This is a genomic window from Bacillus sp. Brlt_9, assembly GCF_051948935.1.
Lineage (GTDB): Bacteria > Bacillota > Bacilli > Bacillales > Bacillaceae_G > Bacillus_A.
In genome coordinates this window covers 93,707-108,349 of the sequence record NZ_JAYJLO010000003.1, presented here as the reverse complement: position 1 = coordinate 108,349, position 14,643 = coordinate 93,707, and the positions used below count along the sequence as shown (strand labels likewise).

The window sequence follows — 14,643 nt, the reverse complement described above, 5'->3', positions numbered from 1 at the left end:
GGGGTATAGTGACAGCTTCTGATTTAGGGACGATTTATTTTGGGGTTATTATTGTTTCGTTTTTAATTGGCATCATAAACCCGTATGGTATAGCTGATATTTTAGGATTTCCGGATACGCTTCAAAATATTATTGTAGGTATGACAAGTATAATGCTTATACTCCTCACCAATCTGTTCGGTATAAGAAGCTATATTTGGTCTTTCTTTGGTTGGTAGTTTAATAAAATAGCAACAATCGCAAAAAAAGGTAACAGTCGTTACTATGGAAATTTATCTAGTTGTTAGGAAATAAAAAAACCTCTTATATTTAGATGAGAGGTTTTTAAAATTTAATTGTCTTCTGGCCAGTGTATCTTACCACATTTACAAGTGTATCCGTGTTCAGGATGTTCATCGTTAATCGGGATGATACTAGAATTGCAATCAGTGCAGATATCATAGTCTTCCTCAATTTCAGCCATACTTTCAACAATGGATCTTGTTGTTTTTTCTAGTGGTAATTCCGGTTCATTAGTACCTCCTATAGAAGATTTGAATTTTCTAATTAAGCTAGATACTAATAAAAATAATTGATTGGATGTTTCCATAATTAATTCACTCCGTTGCTTTTTTCTTACTATATTCTAAATTGCCGATTATAAAGAAAAAAACAGTTTTTTATGATAAAAAATAGAGGGAGGGAAACGTATTGAAAACAAAAGATATAGAGCCTGAGGATGGTATCTTTGCTATTCCACAGCCGAATGATATTCCGAATTATAATATGGCTGAGTTGTATTATTACTGCAAGCAGCATAATATCGAACCACTTCAATTATCAAATGATGAACGGAAGATATTTATTATAAAGGAAAAGCAGGATTAATATTCCAAAATCGAGAAGGGTAAGTTTAATTGAGAAACAATAGCAGAAGGGTAGGAACTCTTATTTCTAATGGATCGGCGATATTTAGATAAGAGCAACTCTATAAATCATAAAAAAATAGTAGGGGGGATAAACTTGAGCCTAAAAGGTAGATACAATATGGTACAAGAATTACTTAATCAGGGGCTTACATATAAGCAAACTTGCAAAATTATGGGTATTACCATAGCAGAGTTATACTGCATTATAAATACACCAGGTTTTAATAAAGTAGTAATAGCAAATACAAGTGAAAAGTTAAAAGTTTAGCAGTTTTCTATATATAAGGGAAGTGGAATCGTGAAAATAAAGTTAATAAGAACAGCATTATCAATAGCAATAGCAGTAGTCTCAAGTTTACTTATTGTTAATTTTGTATTTGAACTCATCCCAACTTCAATTCAAGGAATGCCTTTGTTTTTACCTTTGGTTTTTTGTCCAATTGGAATTATTTTAGCGTATGCTGATTTTAAGTTAGAAAAAAACAAATGGTCGAAACTTGGATTTATATTAAATTCTATTTTATTATTTGTTCCTATCATATGGATGGTAGGAGGGGCCGTCTTATTCGGTGTATAAGAGCTATACTTTAGCGATTAATTATTAGTATGTGCTATGAAATATGAAAAAGAAAAAGAGGGGTATAGAACTCCTCTTTTTTATATTTATTTAGCTTTTAAATTCCTTTACGTAGTTATTATTTCCAGTGATCAGTACCCACTTCATCCATAGCTGCGTAAAAACATTCTTCTGCTTCTTCATCTTGAACGCTCTTTGCTCGTTCCTCAATAAAACCTTGTTTCAATAATTCTACATTGACGTTTTCTTTTCCAAGATTTCGGACAATCGTATAACTTTTTTCGCTTTCTCCTTGCTTCCAATCACGATATAATACTTTCCCAAGTTCATATTGGTTAACTTGTTCCTCAGTTTTATCTGATGTCAAAGAGTCTTCATTCCATTTCAATGAACTAATATAATCCTCTTGTTCTTGTGTCCAGTTCACAACGTGTAAAGCATTTTCCTTACGTCTATATTCTACAAGAGTAGCATTCTCACTATATCCATCTTTATCACGAACAGCAATATATACTCCTGGATAGTTAGGATCACCGTACTCTAATGCAACAATAGTACCGAGAGGTGTAGGAACAGAAACACTTTGTTGTTCCTTTAAAGTAGCTACTTGCTCTTTAAGGACATCATTATCGTTCTCTAGTTTGATATTTTTTTGTCTAAAACTCACAACAAATGAATCTTTAACAGCAACCTCACTACTTAGTTTTCTAATTTCCTTTTGTTGTTGCTCAATAAAATTACTAATCCCGAATAGTTGGTGTTTTTCCAAAGTAGCATATACTTCCTCTAAAGTCATTTTAGTTTCCTTGTTCTTAGTCATAATATTTTCCTCCGTAAATTTTTATTTTTATATTATATTTTGTTTAATTGTGAGCGATTGAAAATGCGTCAATTAAAGGGTTTTTATCAAATCTGTATGTTGACCATTCATCTTGAAGAATATCCTTGCTATGTACCTTAATCGAATTTTCCTTTGTGTCATACTCAATATCGATTACATTTTCATAATCTCCACCGTGACTTTTAAACATTACGTTGAGGTATGGATCAGGCATATCGTTCGGCTCATAAATAGCACTTAAAGTTCCTAATGGAGTTTCAACAAATAGAGAGGACGATACCATACGATGCATTTTTTTAGTTATCGCCAATTCTAATTGAGCTTGTTTAACACGCACCTCACGTAATTCAATTACCGATAAACTTTCTAATGAATCATACATAGAAGTTAATTCATCTTTGAAAATATTGACGTAGTCTTTGTTATCGACATTCTCTACCTTCAATGGTTCTGTATTCCATCTGTAATCATCAATAAAATTTTCGTTATCTTTATCAGTACCCTGTTCCCAAAGTTTCACTATAAGATACTTGTTTTGAAAATCAAATTTGATTAAAGCAAGATCGTATGTTTCTCCAAAAGTATTTTGAAATTGGAAAAGTATCTGGGGATCATTTGTATTTTTGTTATATAAAACGGTAACCGTTCCTAATGGATTTACAAATGCTACGTCTGGTTTTCCTTCTAATTCACCAATTCTATTTAGATACTTTTGAATTTCTTTTGCGCTTGCTCTAATAGCCATTCGTAATTCAGCTTCGCTTTTTAATCCTTGTCCAAGATGAGTCATATCTTCATTAAATTTAAACATAGTAAAATTCCTCCGTTAATTGTTTTTTATCACACTGTTTTCTGTTTTTAATTCTAGTCATTTTTATGTCTTTGGATGAAAAAAATAAAAAAAACCATAGTGTTATGATTGGAGGTGGCTGTTTGTTTGCAAAGCAGAAGCGCCTTATTGTACAATAGAAACAAGTAAGAACACTTGTTCTAAACATTGTGATGGAGGAGATTTTAAGCGTCTGTTACGTATTGTTTTATAAATTATTATTTTAAAATAATGTTTTGTTTGTAAAAACCCGCGATTTTTATCATATAGCTGGTTATCGAATATATTAGAATACTAATTCGTTTGAGTTTTGAAACGGAATTAAATGGAGGGAACGATGAAAGAGAAGGTACTAAGGTTATTAAATGAATACTTTGATACAGACTTTTTTTATGAAGAAAACACAATATACAATCCGAGTAATCGCCCAGTTTTTCATTACTCATTTGAGCAAAACGAAATTCGATTTATTGGAAGAGGACCAACGGATAGAAAAAGAGAAAAGTGGAATTATATTTATGGCTTATTTATTGCTCTTAGAAATGAGTCTATAAAAGTACACGATGGCCAATTATCGCCGTTCATAGGAATATTTGGCAAGGATGAAGAAATCGATACAGAACTACTTTTAAAATACGCAACTGAGTATGATCTATACTTAAAATTTCTTGATGACAACTACGTATACAATTTAGTACAACAAGGAAACAAAGCGTATATAATGACGAACGATTTATCATTTCAAGTCCATCTAAGAACAAACGGAAAGAACTGGCTTCTTGGCATTACCAAGGGAACTATGAAAACGAAAAAAGTACCTCACGGAAAGTTAATTGAAGAGACTGTTAGAATGATTGAAGAACACATTAACACCAAGATCTTAACTCATACCTTTGATGCAGCTCCTATTTTCCCCATTAAGTTTCCGTATCTTAGCGAATATTTTGAAAAACGATTGAAGTTACCGCTTATTGAAGCAGAATCACTTGCCAAAGAAATTGAAAAACATACCGGAATATCTGCTGGTGAACTAGAATATGAACTATCAGCAAGTAGAAAAAAACTAAGACTTCAAAGCATACATCTTCAATCCTATACAATAGGTGGAAAAGGTGCTCATTATTATGAATTTCCTTCTTCTATTTTAACAGGAGAAAATAGAAGAATTTACTTTAAAAAAGCGGTGAACCAGGAAATGAGAAATAACGTTACCACTGTATGAAAAGCAGAAAGTAAAAATTTAAAATGAAATACAACGAAGCAGAAACCTTTATATGGATTCCTACTAGCTTAGAGCAATCCATATAAGTCATTATTATAAGATGGACCAACAGTTAGTGTTTTTCGTTAGTTGTGTTAAACGGAGGAAATAATGAAAGAGAAAATACTAAAGCTTTTAAATGAATATTTTGATTCGGAATTCTCCTACATTACGAATACGATCTTAAATTCAGAAAAACGACCAGTCTATCATTACTCACCGGAAGATAATAGAATTGAGTTTATCGGAAGATGGCCAAGTAAAAGAGATAGATGGAATTATATTTATGGTATGTTTATTGCTCTTAAAAACGAACCAATTAAAATTAACTGCGGTCCTCTAAAGTCATTTACAGGGACACGAACTATGAGTGATAATTCGGATGAAATTATATTGCAGAAAATTGCTGAAGAATATGATCATTATTTAACGTTTCTAGACAGTAACTACGTTTACAATCTGGTTGAGCGTGGTAATAAAGCGCGAATTATTTCGGATGAATTATCATTCCAAGTTCATCTAAGAAGCACAGAAACAAATTGGCTACTTCGAATTTCAAATGCTGCAAATACAGTAAAAGAATATAAAAAGATACCGCACGGACAACTCATATTAGAGGTTGCTAATGAGATGCAACATCACATTAATACCTATGTTTTGACAAGTACATTTGATACAACGTCTATTTTCCCTGTAAAGTATCCGCAGCTTATTGCTTACTTCGGAAAACGCTTGGAATTACCAATTGAAGAGGCAGAACCACTTGCAAAAGAAGTTGAAATTCATACCGGCTTATCAGCTGCCGAACTAGAATATGAATTAACAGGCGGAAGAAAAAAACATAGACTTCAGAGTATTGTCTTTTCAACTTATAAAATAGGTGGAAACGGTGTTCATCATTATGATTTCCCTTCTCGTATTTGTGTAGGTAGTAACAGAAGAATATACTTTAAAAGGATAGATAAGGAAGGTATTAGAAATGGCGCAAACAATCTATGATAATATGCAAATGCAAATAGAAAACTTAGAAAAAAAGATTAAGGACTTAAAGAAAATTCAGGAGCTCGCTAACGTATACCCATCACTAAAAGAAGTTCATAGCAGCTCATTACTTAAGTATTATGTGGCATCCGAGATCAATTCTGAAGTAGACAGTGTAGAACTACGTTTTGGATGTAGTTGCTGTAGTGACGCGTTATTAAAAGCTTATTTTTACAAAACAATAAATGGTGTACGCATCTACGCAGATCCACACGAGATTGCAATAGGTAGAAAAAATCCATCTGATGAATCTGTATCACCATATTCAAACTGGAGAGAACTACTAGAGGAGCACAAAATCCCTAGCAAATTGCATTACGATATTGTTGGATTCCTTAATGAAAACCGTCCTGAACCAGAAGAAAAGCAAGCACTTTAATAAGAAACTCTATATCTTAAGAACTAGTCACCAGTATTGGTGGCTTTTTTATTTTGCTAATAGAAGTGGTTTAGTTATAAATTGACGAACGATAATACTAAAGATAAAAAGGATAATATTGGGATTTATAGAATTTTAATTACTAGGTAATAAAGCTGTTTATCAAATGTAAAAGGAGGTAGTAGAAGTTGAATAGGAAGATATGGTTTGTAATTACTTTTTTAGCAATTTTGGTAGCTGGATATGTTGTTATACAATATTTCATTTTGGATGGCCTTCAAACAGGACTCGTCAAAATGAAGCTTATGTCTGTATCTAAATTAAGTACGTTTTGGTACATTATGTTATTCGTACATATTACAACAAGTATATTAGCATTAGTAATAGGTCCATTTTCATTATCCGAAAAATTTAGAGAAAAGAATATAAACCGTCATCGACTAATAGGAAGAATTTATCTGGTTGGAATATTATTAGGGGGTATTTCAGGTCTATACTTAGCCTTTTTCGCTACAGGTGGATTGGTAGCAAAGCTGGGTTTCGGTCTACTTTCCTCACTATGGCTAGTAACAGCATATCAAGCACTAATGACAGTTAAGAATAAAAAAATTCAGGACCATCGAAATTGGATGATCAGAAATTATTCTTTAACCTTTGGTGCGGTTACACTAAGAATTTGGTTACCTTTATTTATTGTGTTATTCGGTATAGAGCATTTCGAACGCTGTTATGCCGTTATTTCTTGGTTAGCGTGGGTACCGAATTTAATCATTGCAGAATTATATTTAAGACGAAGAACTAACAAAGGAAAACCCTTGATAAAACAAGATATACACTATTAATGCGAATATGAAATATTGTTGAGAACAGAATAATGCATCTATAATGGCTATTAAGTTTCTCTTTATTGAACACCATTAAATCATTATTCTATTACACAATCTCCTTACATTATGAATTTAAGAAGTTATTCTTCAATAGAAGTGGGAGAAAGTTAGATACTGGATATAAAAATATTAAAAGGGGGCTTTTAGTTTATGCAAACTGTATTACCACCTTATTTATTTTTATTTATCGGTGCACTCATTTTACTACGTAGAGTTATTTCAATGTATAAACCGATCAAGGGAAGAGGGATTCGAATTTTCCTGCCACTTATATACTTAGCGGTGGGTTTTCAATTTTTCAGTCGATTCGGCCACCCAACGCCCTTAGAATTATGCATAACTTTTGTCTTAGGACTTGCTTTCTCTGTAGTTATTATAATTTTGACAGATTACGAAATAAGAGAGGATGGTAACATATACGCGGTAAAAAGCTGGAAATTTGTTGTGGCTTTTATCGTAATGATCCTTTTACGTTATTTTATGCGACAAGACATTACTACAGTAGATTCAGGAACACTTAGTATGTTACTTTTCACCTTTATAATTTGTTATATCGTTCCGTGGCGTATCGCTTGTTATATAAAATTCAGAAAGGTTTTGGAGCAAAAAAAAGAGCTTTCTATACGAGTGTAGTATGAATTAAACGTGGAATTGAAGATGAAGTTTGTGTCGATAAGAAAATCATATTTTTCAACTTATACTACCGGAAAATAAAAAAGACCGCACGGTAATGAAACCGATACGGTCTTTTTTTCTTAGTATTGATTACTAGTCCTTATTAGTCCTGTACACACCAAGTGCGCAGCTAATCAATACAAAAGAACGAAGAAAAAAGACTTGTCATAATGCGCAGTCAATGACTTAAGCGTGACAAGTTCTGGTGAATATATTATGTACTATGATTTCGTTTAATTCAATGTAAAAGAAAATAAATTTTTTATGAAGCCATAATAATGTTTTTTCCACTTTAAAAATGAGGCCCGTATAATGGTTATTATCATAAGCGAATATACAGGAGATTTAAAAGAATGCTTGTGTTTTTGTTGACGGAGGAAATAATGACTACTAATTATGTTGAAGAATCAAATGGAACGAATGAATATATTAATAAATTCATTAGGTACATAAATGATAAAACAGGAAGACCACATCGGTTTTACGAACGGAATATGCAAATTATAGATGAAGATGAATTTGTTATCTTTGACTGTATCGGAGCTGAAGCAGATAGTTATTTTATTTGTGCGTACACACTGTTAAAAAGAAGAAGGTGGGAGTATATATACTTAGCCGCTACTTACAATGACGCTTCAAACTTTTTATTTTACACCCAGCCAATATCAGTCTATTTAAATGAAACCAATGACTTAATAAGTAAACATTCACCAATAGTATTAAGGGGATTTGTGGATGAATTAAATGAACTACTAATTTTCTTGGAAACCCATTATGAATGCTACTTAGTGGGACCTTTCGCCACAGCATATATAGTTTTAGATTCATTTTCACTAAAAATGAGATGGTCGATAAATGATGATGGGGGCTGGAGCTTTCATATGTATACAACAAGACAAGATTATTACACAGAAGTAGATATTTCAAAAGATAATTTGTTGTTAAACTTAAAAAATATATTAGATGATTTTATAAATAAGATGGAATTGATCTATATATTCCAGGCAGAAACAAACACATTTAACCTAAAATACCCAAGTTTATGCTCACTCCTTAGTAAGAAATTTTATTTGATTGATAAGGAACACGAGAAGTTTCTTAATATTATTGAGAGAAAAACTGCACTAACACCATTAGAGTTAGAATTGGAGATTGCTAATTCTAATACTCAATTTTTAACACCACAGAGTCTATACATTTCATTATTTTCCCCAATACAAATGTCAGATACGTATGAGACGTATGACTTTATTACAAAAGGCGGAACACAGAAACGTATATACTTTAAAAAAGATAAGGATTCAATTTACCAGTTTGTTAAAAGTAAAAAGTGAGCTTATTCAAGTGAATACAAGTTGTATGTAGGCTGCAAATTAGACTTAAGGAGATAACAAATGTTTACAGATTTCTTTCAAAAATTAAAGCAAGAAACAAATGAGGATTTCTCTTATGATCCCGATACTAAAAAAATACTAAACGCACAACAAAAAGTTGTCTATGATTTCCTTCCCAGATACAATATGCTATGTTTTCGAGGAGTTTGGATGCAGCCAAATGAACAATGGCGTTATACATATTTAGGTTTAAAATGTATTCAAAATACTGAACTAGACTTTCATCCTGAGCTTGTGATGCTCTTTTTTGGCATTACCCCATATACATTTAAAGATGCTGAAGTACTTAGAAAAGAGCTTAGTAAAGAAAAGATGTATGAATATGCTGAGCAACTTAATGAGTTTCTACAATCGATAAGCGCCTCGTTTACACATATTATGGATTCAGGGAGGAACTGGCTTTATATTTTTGAAGAGGACTTTCAGATCCAAGTAAAGTGGGAACTTAGAGGGAAAAGTTGGCGAATAAGAGCCGCTTCTATCGTAGCAAGCTTAGATGAAACAAGAACTTTCTATGACGGAGAGGTCACGACTAAAGCGCTATTATTTATTAAAGAGTATATTGCAAAACTGACATTGATTTTTGCATTCGACACATTTAAAAAGGTACAATTAAAATACCCGAAACTGCACCGAGTAATGTTAATGCGTTTTGGTATAACAGAAGAAGTAATGGAATCCTTTTTAAATGAAATGAGTAGAAATGTATCAATGTCATTAATCGATTTGGAATCACTATTATTTTCAAATGAAAGTGAATTTTATAAGCAAATTGAGATTGGGTTTGAACCAATAGCTGCTGAAGAATTTTTCAGCTATTCATTTGAGGTAAGTAATGGTGTGGATGAGGTTATCTATTATAGAAGAAAGCCAATTGTTCAACTTGTATAGAAGCAAAGCAAAATATAAATTCATATGAAATAAAAAGACAGTTTGTATACTGTCTTTTTATTTATGTATTGAATAAATCGTTCAATATATGATATATTTCTATTGAACAAATCATTCAATACCAGATTTCACTATATAGAAGGATGTGATACATATGCTAGCTGTTACTAATATTCAATTATTACCTACAAACGAACAATCCATAATCTTAAAGAACACAATAAATCAGTTTCATATTGCGTGTAATAAAATCAGCCGAATAGCTTATGATCATAAATGTTTCTCGAAAGTAAAACTTCAGAAAATCTGTTACCACAATATTCGAAAGGAATTCCCTACACTATCATCTCATTTGGTCATTCGTGCTATCGCTAAAGTTTGTGAAGTATACAAAAGAGGTGAACTATACCAGCAAGAAATATTTGAGTTTAACCTCGATGGATCCATTCTGTATGATAAGCGTATTATGTCTGTTAAAGGACTAGAGTACATTTCTTTAAGTACAGTTGAGGGTCGTATAGAAATTCCATTTGTGGTTACAGGATATAGTATGGATTCTATACAAGGTAAACGTACTCGTGGACAAGCTGATCTTGTACTTAAGAATGATAAATTCTTTCTTTACCTTGCAATCGGATGGTATCCTGATGTGGAAAGTTCAGCAACCCACATAATACATAAACCCTAAAAAATCCAGTTGTAAGGAGCAATTAAATTGGCAAAAACTATAATGCTATTCATTATTTGGGCTTTAATACTTTGTATTGTACTTGTTGCTCATTCGATTTCAGATAGAGCTTTTTTCTCATTCCTTTTGAAATTAACCACAGTATTCTTTGCAGCAACTACTTTACATCTTATTGTCTATTCAATCAAAACAATAAGATATAAACGTGAAGAGAAATAACTTAGAAACCAGAAGTAATGTATAGAAGTACCTGAAGAACGAGTATAGTCACCTTTATGAGGTGGCTATTTTAGTTGTTTACAAGTATTAGTTTTAGCCAGGTATCTCGCTACACAATTTCCTATTCACTAAAGACAATCTATATTTTTTAAGATTGTTTTCATAAAGTTTTTTTCTCTTTGATTTAATAAAAATTGATTATTAAGAACAAACGTTCTATAATGTGGATGCATTATATATGGAGGTGTTATAAATGAGACCCATTCTTACAAAAGAAATTAGTATTGAGGATTTTAAAGATTATTATTGGTTAAAAGAAGAATTGCAATCATTTTGTAGAGATAATGGAATTAGCGCGTCAGGCTCTAAGATAGAGATATCAGATAGAATTGAAACATTTCTTAGGACAGGAGAGATAAAAAAACCACAAAGAAATTCAAAGGCTAATAAAAAACCTAGAACTAACTGCGAACTCAGTCTTGATACCGTCATTTCAGAAAATCATCGTTGTAGTCAAGAAGTGAGAGTCTTTTTTAAGACAGTAATTCCAAAGTTTCATTTTTCTACCTATATCCAAAACTACTTTAAAAACAATATAGGAAAAACGTATCGTGATGTTGTAAATGCTTGGAATGAAGAAGAAAAACTCAAGAAAGATCCATCATATCAGAAAAAAATTTCTCCTCAGTTTGAATATAATCAGTTCATTCGTGACTATTTTTCTGATTCAAAAAATAAAGGGAAGAGTCGTACAGAAGCAATTGAAGCTTGGAATAAGATTAAGAGGCTTCCTGGAAGTAACAAGTATATACCTGAAATTTAGTCATTTAACTAGTTTAAAATAAAACTACTTTCTATTGGTTTTTTAAGTATTTATAGATATAATCTATTCACGCGAACCTAGCACGCCACTTAACAATGCGGACCAGCTAGGTCTTTTTTTCATTAAATCGATACCATTATGATAAAATTAATATGTATTTAAAAGAAACTGCTTACGGAATGATGAATAGCCTAGCTATGAGAGGAATGAACAGATGAATAATACAGTAAAGGTTTCTACAGCAGAAGCAATCAAACTAGTTAATAATGGAACTGATATATTTTGGGAGACATCCGATGGTTATACGAAAGTGAAAAAGAGTTCAAAAACAGAGTTTAAAATGACTGTTTACGACGAAATCAAAAACAATAAGCATTCATTGACTGGAAAAATGCCACAATTAATTAAGCTTTTAAACGATAAAAACGTTGCTAACGAAATATATATTATTGAAAACAAAATGAAAAATGCGTAGAAGGTTTTAAGATTTAAACATAAAATAAAAAAACAGAAGCCTGAGAAATTTCTGTCTTGAGTATTTATGTCACTACTGTGAGAGGTAGTAGGCGTAGATCAAGTTGAAGTTGAAATTAAATTACTTTTTTCGAGTGAGAACCGCCCGACTTTTCCGCGAACAGGGTGCTTTTCGTTTTCTTTAAAACAAAATGTACCTTAAAATAAAAAAGTGAAGCGATATTCTATAATATCTTGCTTCACTTTTTTATTTTCCGCTATTAATTGCAATTACATATAATTAAAACATAAGCAGTATGAATTACATATAGGAATATGTAGCATTTTATTGAATGCTTTTTTGTACGAATTTACCGCGAGAATAGATTTGATTTATCTTTTTCCTTGTTTTCGTCATAAGGGAACAATCTCATCCATATCACAAAAAGGAAAAACAAAATAAACACAGATAACGAATACAACTTCAATGTAATTAGATTGTTTTCAACAAAACTTATCCATATTGCCCCGAATAAGTTAAGTAGAGAAAAAATAATTACACCAGAAGTAAAAAATAATTTCAGGAATTTCAACATATTACAATTCAACTCGTTTCTATTAAAAATAAAAGGAGGCATACCCCTTTGTTCATTATTCACCTTGTATTAGTTATTCTACTTATGATCGTTGGACCTATTGCATATTTCTCTCTATACGATTTGCTATATAAGAAGAAATTTAATCAAACAGTTCACCCAGCAGAAGAATATACAAAATGAGCTCTTTAAGTATATAGTAGCAAGTCTCACGAAATGATTGAAAAAAACATTATAGAACAAATTAAAATATAAAAAGCTTATCAACTCTTAGAATTGATAAGCTTTTTTGTTAAAAACAAGGCTCTTTTCTTAAATGTTGTTGCTTATATATGAAAAAATTGTTTTTAGCGAAACAATTCTTTCATAATTATCTTAAACTTTGGTTTAAATGTGATTTCAACAAGCGTTAAAAAACGGTCACGGTCATTTCCCAGTAATAAGTGGAGAGAAGAATCGTTTTTGTCGTTTGAAATTATCTCAATCCTATCAACAGTATTAAAGTCGTAATAACCAATGGTTTCATTATCTTCTATGGTTCTTACTTGAAGTGAAAATCTATGGTAAAAAGGAGAGACCATTACTTCAAAAGCCTTGTTATTAATGTGAAATACAAAAGTAGTTTCATCGTATTCGAATAATTCTTTTTCATCTTTTTTTCTTGGCAAACACTCAAATAAAGATATGAAATCAAGTTCAGATGGATAGGAATCCATTTTATTCACCCACAGTTCTGGTTGGTTGTACTTTCTATATTATATATTATCTCTCAAACAGCAACTATTTTTTTGCGAAAACAACGCAAAAAAGACCTAGCAGGGTCCGCATTGTTAAGAGGCGTGCTAGGTTCTGTCATTTATATTATATGTAGTCTTTAGACAAAAACAAGGTACTACCTCTATTATTTATGGAAACATAATTAATAAAGCTACTTATAATTCATTAAATTCTCTAGGTATCTTATCAAATATAACTAATTAATAAAATGAATCGCGGTGACAGTCTTCGGACTTCACTTGAAGGGGAAGGATGCGTCCAACCCCTTTTTATGTATGTTTTTAAAGAACGAGGTGATCTTGTTGGCAGAAGATAAATTAAATCCTTTAGGTATCGCCCTATTGGAGACTCCTGAGAGGCTTAATCACAAATTTGTTTTAGGAAGTTCCGGAGAAGGCTGGGGGTGCGTAGTATTAAGCGGTGATACAATTGCAGGACTTGTAAATGACGGTGTGAAATTTATAAAGAACGGGAAAGAACTAGTTTTAACAAAAGAAGAAATTATAAATGAAGTGAAAATAGGATTACGAAAAGGTTATTTCACCAAAGAAGATTTATTTGATTAAGTTCAAGATGTTATAACTACGTTTTCCAATTTAAACTTTAATAATTAACACTATCTATGTATGGATATCAGCTAATTATAAAGATCTAATTCGACAAGTTATATAGTAAATAGTCCCTTTGTGAATAAATTATCACCTATTTATAAAAATTTATATTAAAATATAGATGGTGAAATAAACAAAGGTTACTAGGAGGAAGACGAAATGACTAAAAAAGAAATGACTGAAGAAGAAATAGATGAATTAGTAGATGATTTATTAAAAGATCCGACCGAGTTATGGGATTTTGTGAGTCGCAACCTAGAGAATGCAACAGGAAGTGAAGTAGACGTTTTAGCGAATGAACTAGAACGTAGTCCACTTGATCTAAGAGAGTTCGTAATTAATTCACTAGAAAATTAGTACTTAGTATACTTATCCATATTTATGACCTTGAAAAATATATAGATACTTACTAGTACTAGAGTACAAAATAGTAAAGAAAAACACCCTACAACGTACGAAGTAGGGTGTTTTAACTATGTTATCCAATTACAAAACACATTTACTGTGATCAGCAGCAAATCCACTAATTTAATAGGAGCGTTTTGATTAACCTTAACTAATATTATATTAACATATTATAAAGCGTATTTCAATATTCATATACACTACCTTGTTAAACGGAATTCCATTAGCATTTATGATATAGAGTAAGTTGAAGAGCTTGCAAGTCCATTTATATATTGTATCATTATTTACATACAAGTTAGTTCAGTAGAAGGATTTCAAGTACATATAAGAGTATTAAAGTTATTAAGAAAATCATATTCATACTAAACGATCCTCAACCAATACT

The 14,643-nt window shown here is 31.5% G+C and carries 22 protein-coding genes; 18 read left to right on the top strand and 4 right to left on the bottom strand.

Annotated features, from left to right (window positions below):
• Nucleotides 1-8 precede the first annotated feature (8 nt).
• A complete protein-coding gene (locus tag VF726_RS12875) occupies nucleotides 9-218 on the top strand; it encodes a hypothetical protein (protein WP_440168602.1) in 210 nt (69 codons plus the stop codon).
• A gap of 113 nt (nucleotides 219-331) precedes the next feature.
• Here VF726_RS12875 and VF726_RS12870 read toward each other — a convergent pair whose 3' ends face one another.
• Nucleotides 332-589: a hypothetical protein gene (locus VF726_RS12870; protein ID WP_440168600.1), complete on the bottom strand. Its 258-nt coding sequence runs from the start codon at nucleotides 587-589 to the stop codon at nucleotides 332-334.
• Between the two features lie 101 nt (nucleotides 590-690).
• On the opposite strand from VF726_RS12870, the gene VF726_RS12865 reads away from it, so the two are divergent.
• The 3 genes from VF726_RS12865 (at nucleotide 691) to VF726_RS12855 (ending at nucleotide 1,485) form a co-directional block, all read left to right on the top strand.
• Nucleotides 691-867 (top strand): hypothetical protein, encoded by a 177-nt coding sequence (locus VF726_RS12865; RefSeq protein WP_440168598.1) that lies wholly within the window; start codon nucleotides 691-693, stop codon nucleotides 865-867.
• Nucleotides 868-1,002: 135 nt separating this feature from the next.
• On the top strand, nucleotides 1,003-1,176 hold the full coding sequence (locus VF726_RS12860) for a hypothetical protein (protein WP_440168596.1): 174 nt from the start codon (nucleotides 1,003-1,005) through the stop codon (nucleotides 1,174-1,176).
• Between the two features lie 30 nt (nucleotides 1,177-1,206).
• Nucleotides 1,207-1,485: a hypothetical protein gene (locus VF726_RS12855; protein ID WP_440168594.1), complete on the top strand. Its 279-nt coding sequence runs from the start codon at nucleotides 1,207-1,209 to the stop codon at nucleotides 1,483-1,485.
• Between the two features lie 118 nt (nucleotides 1,486-1,603).
• Here VF726_RS12855 and VF726_RS12850 read toward each other — a convergent pair whose 3' ends face one another.
• On the bottom strand, nucleotides 1,604-2,305 hold the full coding sequence (locus tag VF726_RS12850) for a hypothetical protein (protein WP_440168592.1): 702 nt from the start codon (nucleotides 2,303-2,305) through the stop codon (nucleotides 1,604-1,606).
• A 43-nt stretch (nucleotides 2,306-2,348) separates the two neighbouring features.
• The gene (locus VF726_RS12845) at nucleotides 2,349-3,137 is read right to left on the bottom strand and encodes a hypothetical protein (RefSeq protein ID WP_440168590.1); all 789 of its coding nucleotides are present in this window, start codon (nucleotides 3,135-3,137) and stop codon (nucleotides 2,349-2,351) included.
• 355 nt (nucleotides 3,138-3,492) lie between these two features.
• Here VF726_RS12845 and VF726_RS12840 point away from each other — a divergent pair, with 355 nt between their 5' ends.
• From VF726_RS12840 to VF726_RS12785, 12 genes are all read left to right on the top strand, one after another.
• Nucleotides 3,493-4,377 carry a hypothetical protein gene (locus VF726_RS12840; RefSeq protein ID WP_440168588.1) on the top strand — a complete coding sequence of 295 codons (885 nt, stop codon included), beginning with the start codon at nucleotides 3,493-3,495 and terminating at the stop codon, nucleotides 4,375-4,377.
• A 150-nt stretch (nucleotides 4,378-4,527) separates the two neighbouring features.
• Nucleotides 4,528-5,415 carry a hypothetical protein gene (locus VF726_RS12835; RefSeq protein ID WP_440168586.1) on the top strand — a complete coding sequence of 296 codons (888 nt, stop codon included), beginning with the start codon at nucleotides 4,528-4,530 and terminating at the stop codon, nucleotides 5,413-5,415.
• Nucleotides 5,396-5,836, top strand: coding sequence for a hypothetical protein (locus VF726_RS12830; RefSeq protein ID WP_440168584.1), 441 nt, complete (start codon nucleotides 5,396-5,398; stop codon nucleotides 5,834-5,836). Before VF726_RS12835 ends, VF726_RS12830 begins: the two co-directional genes overlap by 20 nt.
• Before the next feature lie 188 nt (nucleotides 5,837-6,024).
• Nucleotides 6,025-6,678 (top strand): DUF2306 domain-containing protein, encoded by a 654-nt coding sequence (locus VF726_RS12825; protein WP_440168582.1) that lies wholly within the window; start codon nucleotides 6,025-6,027, stop codon nucleotides 6,676-6,678.
• 195 nt (nucleotides 6,679-6,873) lie between these two features.
• Nucleotides 6,874-7,356, top strand: a complete 483-nt coding sequence (locus tag VF726_RS12820) for a CcdC protein domain-containing protein (RefSeq protein WP_440168581.1) — start codon at nucleotides 6,874-6,876, stop codon at nucleotides 7,354-7,356.
• A 425-nt stretch (nucleotides 7,357-7,781) separates the two neighbouring features.
• On the top strand, nucleotides 7,782-8,732 hold the full coding sequence (locus VF726_RS12815) for a hypothetical protein (protein WP_440168579.1): 951 nt from the start codon (nucleotides 7,782-7,784) through the stop codon (nucleotides 8,730-8,732).
• Nucleotides 8,733-8,792: 60 nt separating this feature from the next.
• A complete protein-coding gene (locus VF726_RS12810; RefSeq protein ID WP_440168577.1) occupies nucleotides 8,793-9,683 on the top strand; it encodes a hypothetical protein in 891 nt (296 codons plus the stop codon).
• 154 nt (nucleotides 9,684-9,837) lie between these two features.
• A complete protein-coding gene (locus VF726_RS12805; RefSeq protein ID WP_440168575.1) occupies nucleotides 9,838-10,371 on the top strand; it encodes a hypothetical protein in 534 nt (177 codons plus the stop codon).
• Nucleotides 10,372-10,398: 27 nt separating this feature from the next.
• Entirely contained in the window at nucleotides 10,399-10,590 is a 192-nt protein-coding gene (locus VF726_RS12800) for a hypothetical protein (RefSeq protein ID WP_440168573.1), read from the top strand.
• Nucleotides 10,591-10,843: 253 nt separating this feature from the next.
• On the top strand, nucleotides 10,844-11,413 hold the full coding sequence (locus tag VF726_RS12795; protein WP_440168571.1) for a DUF6434 domain-containing protein: 570 nt from the start codon (nucleotides 10,844-10,846) through the stop codon (nucleotides 11,411-11,413).
• Nucleotides 11,414-11,627: 214 nt separating this feature from the next.
• The gene (locus VF726_RS12790; protein ID WP_440168569.1) at nucleotides 11,628-11,888 is read left to right on the top strand and encodes a hypothetical protein; all 261 of its coding nucleotides are present in this window, start codon (nucleotides 11,628-11,630) and stop codon (nucleotides 11,886-11,888) included.
• A 622-nt stretch (nucleotides 11,889-12,510) separates the two neighbouring features.
• Nucleotides 12,511-12,645, top strand: a complete 135-nt coding sequence (locus VF726_RS12785) for a hypothetical protein (RefSeq protein ID WP_440168567.1) — start codon at nucleotides 12,511-12,513, stop codon at nucleotides 12,643-12,645.
• 164 nt (nucleotides 12,646-12,809) lie between these two features.
• Here the strand turns inward: VF726_RS12785 and VF726_RS12780 are convergent, their stop codons facing one another.
• Nucleotides 12,810-13,178, bottom strand: a complete 369-nt coding sequence (locus VF726_RS12780) for a hypothetical protein (protein ID WP_440168565.1) — start codon at nucleotides 13,176-13,178, stop codon at nucleotides 12,810-12,812.
• A 363-nt stretch (nucleotides 13,179-13,541) separates the two neighbouring features.
• Here VF726_RS12780 and VF726_RS12775 point away from each other — a divergent pair, with 363 nt between their 5' ends.
• Complete coding sequence (locus VF726_RS12775) at nucleotides 13,542-13,805, top strand: hypothetical protein (RefSeq protein WP_440168563.1); 264 nt, start codon at nucleotides 13,542-13,544, stop codon at nucleotides 13,803-13,805.
• Between the two features lie 204 nt (nucleotides 13,806-14,009).
• Complete coding sequence (locus VF726_RS12770; RefSeq protein WP_440168561.1) at nucleotides 14,010-14,207, top strand: hypothetical protein; 198 nt, start codon at nucleotides 14,010-14,012, stop codon at nucleotides 14,205-14,207.
• Nucleotides 14,208-14,643 lie beyond the last annotated feature (436 nt).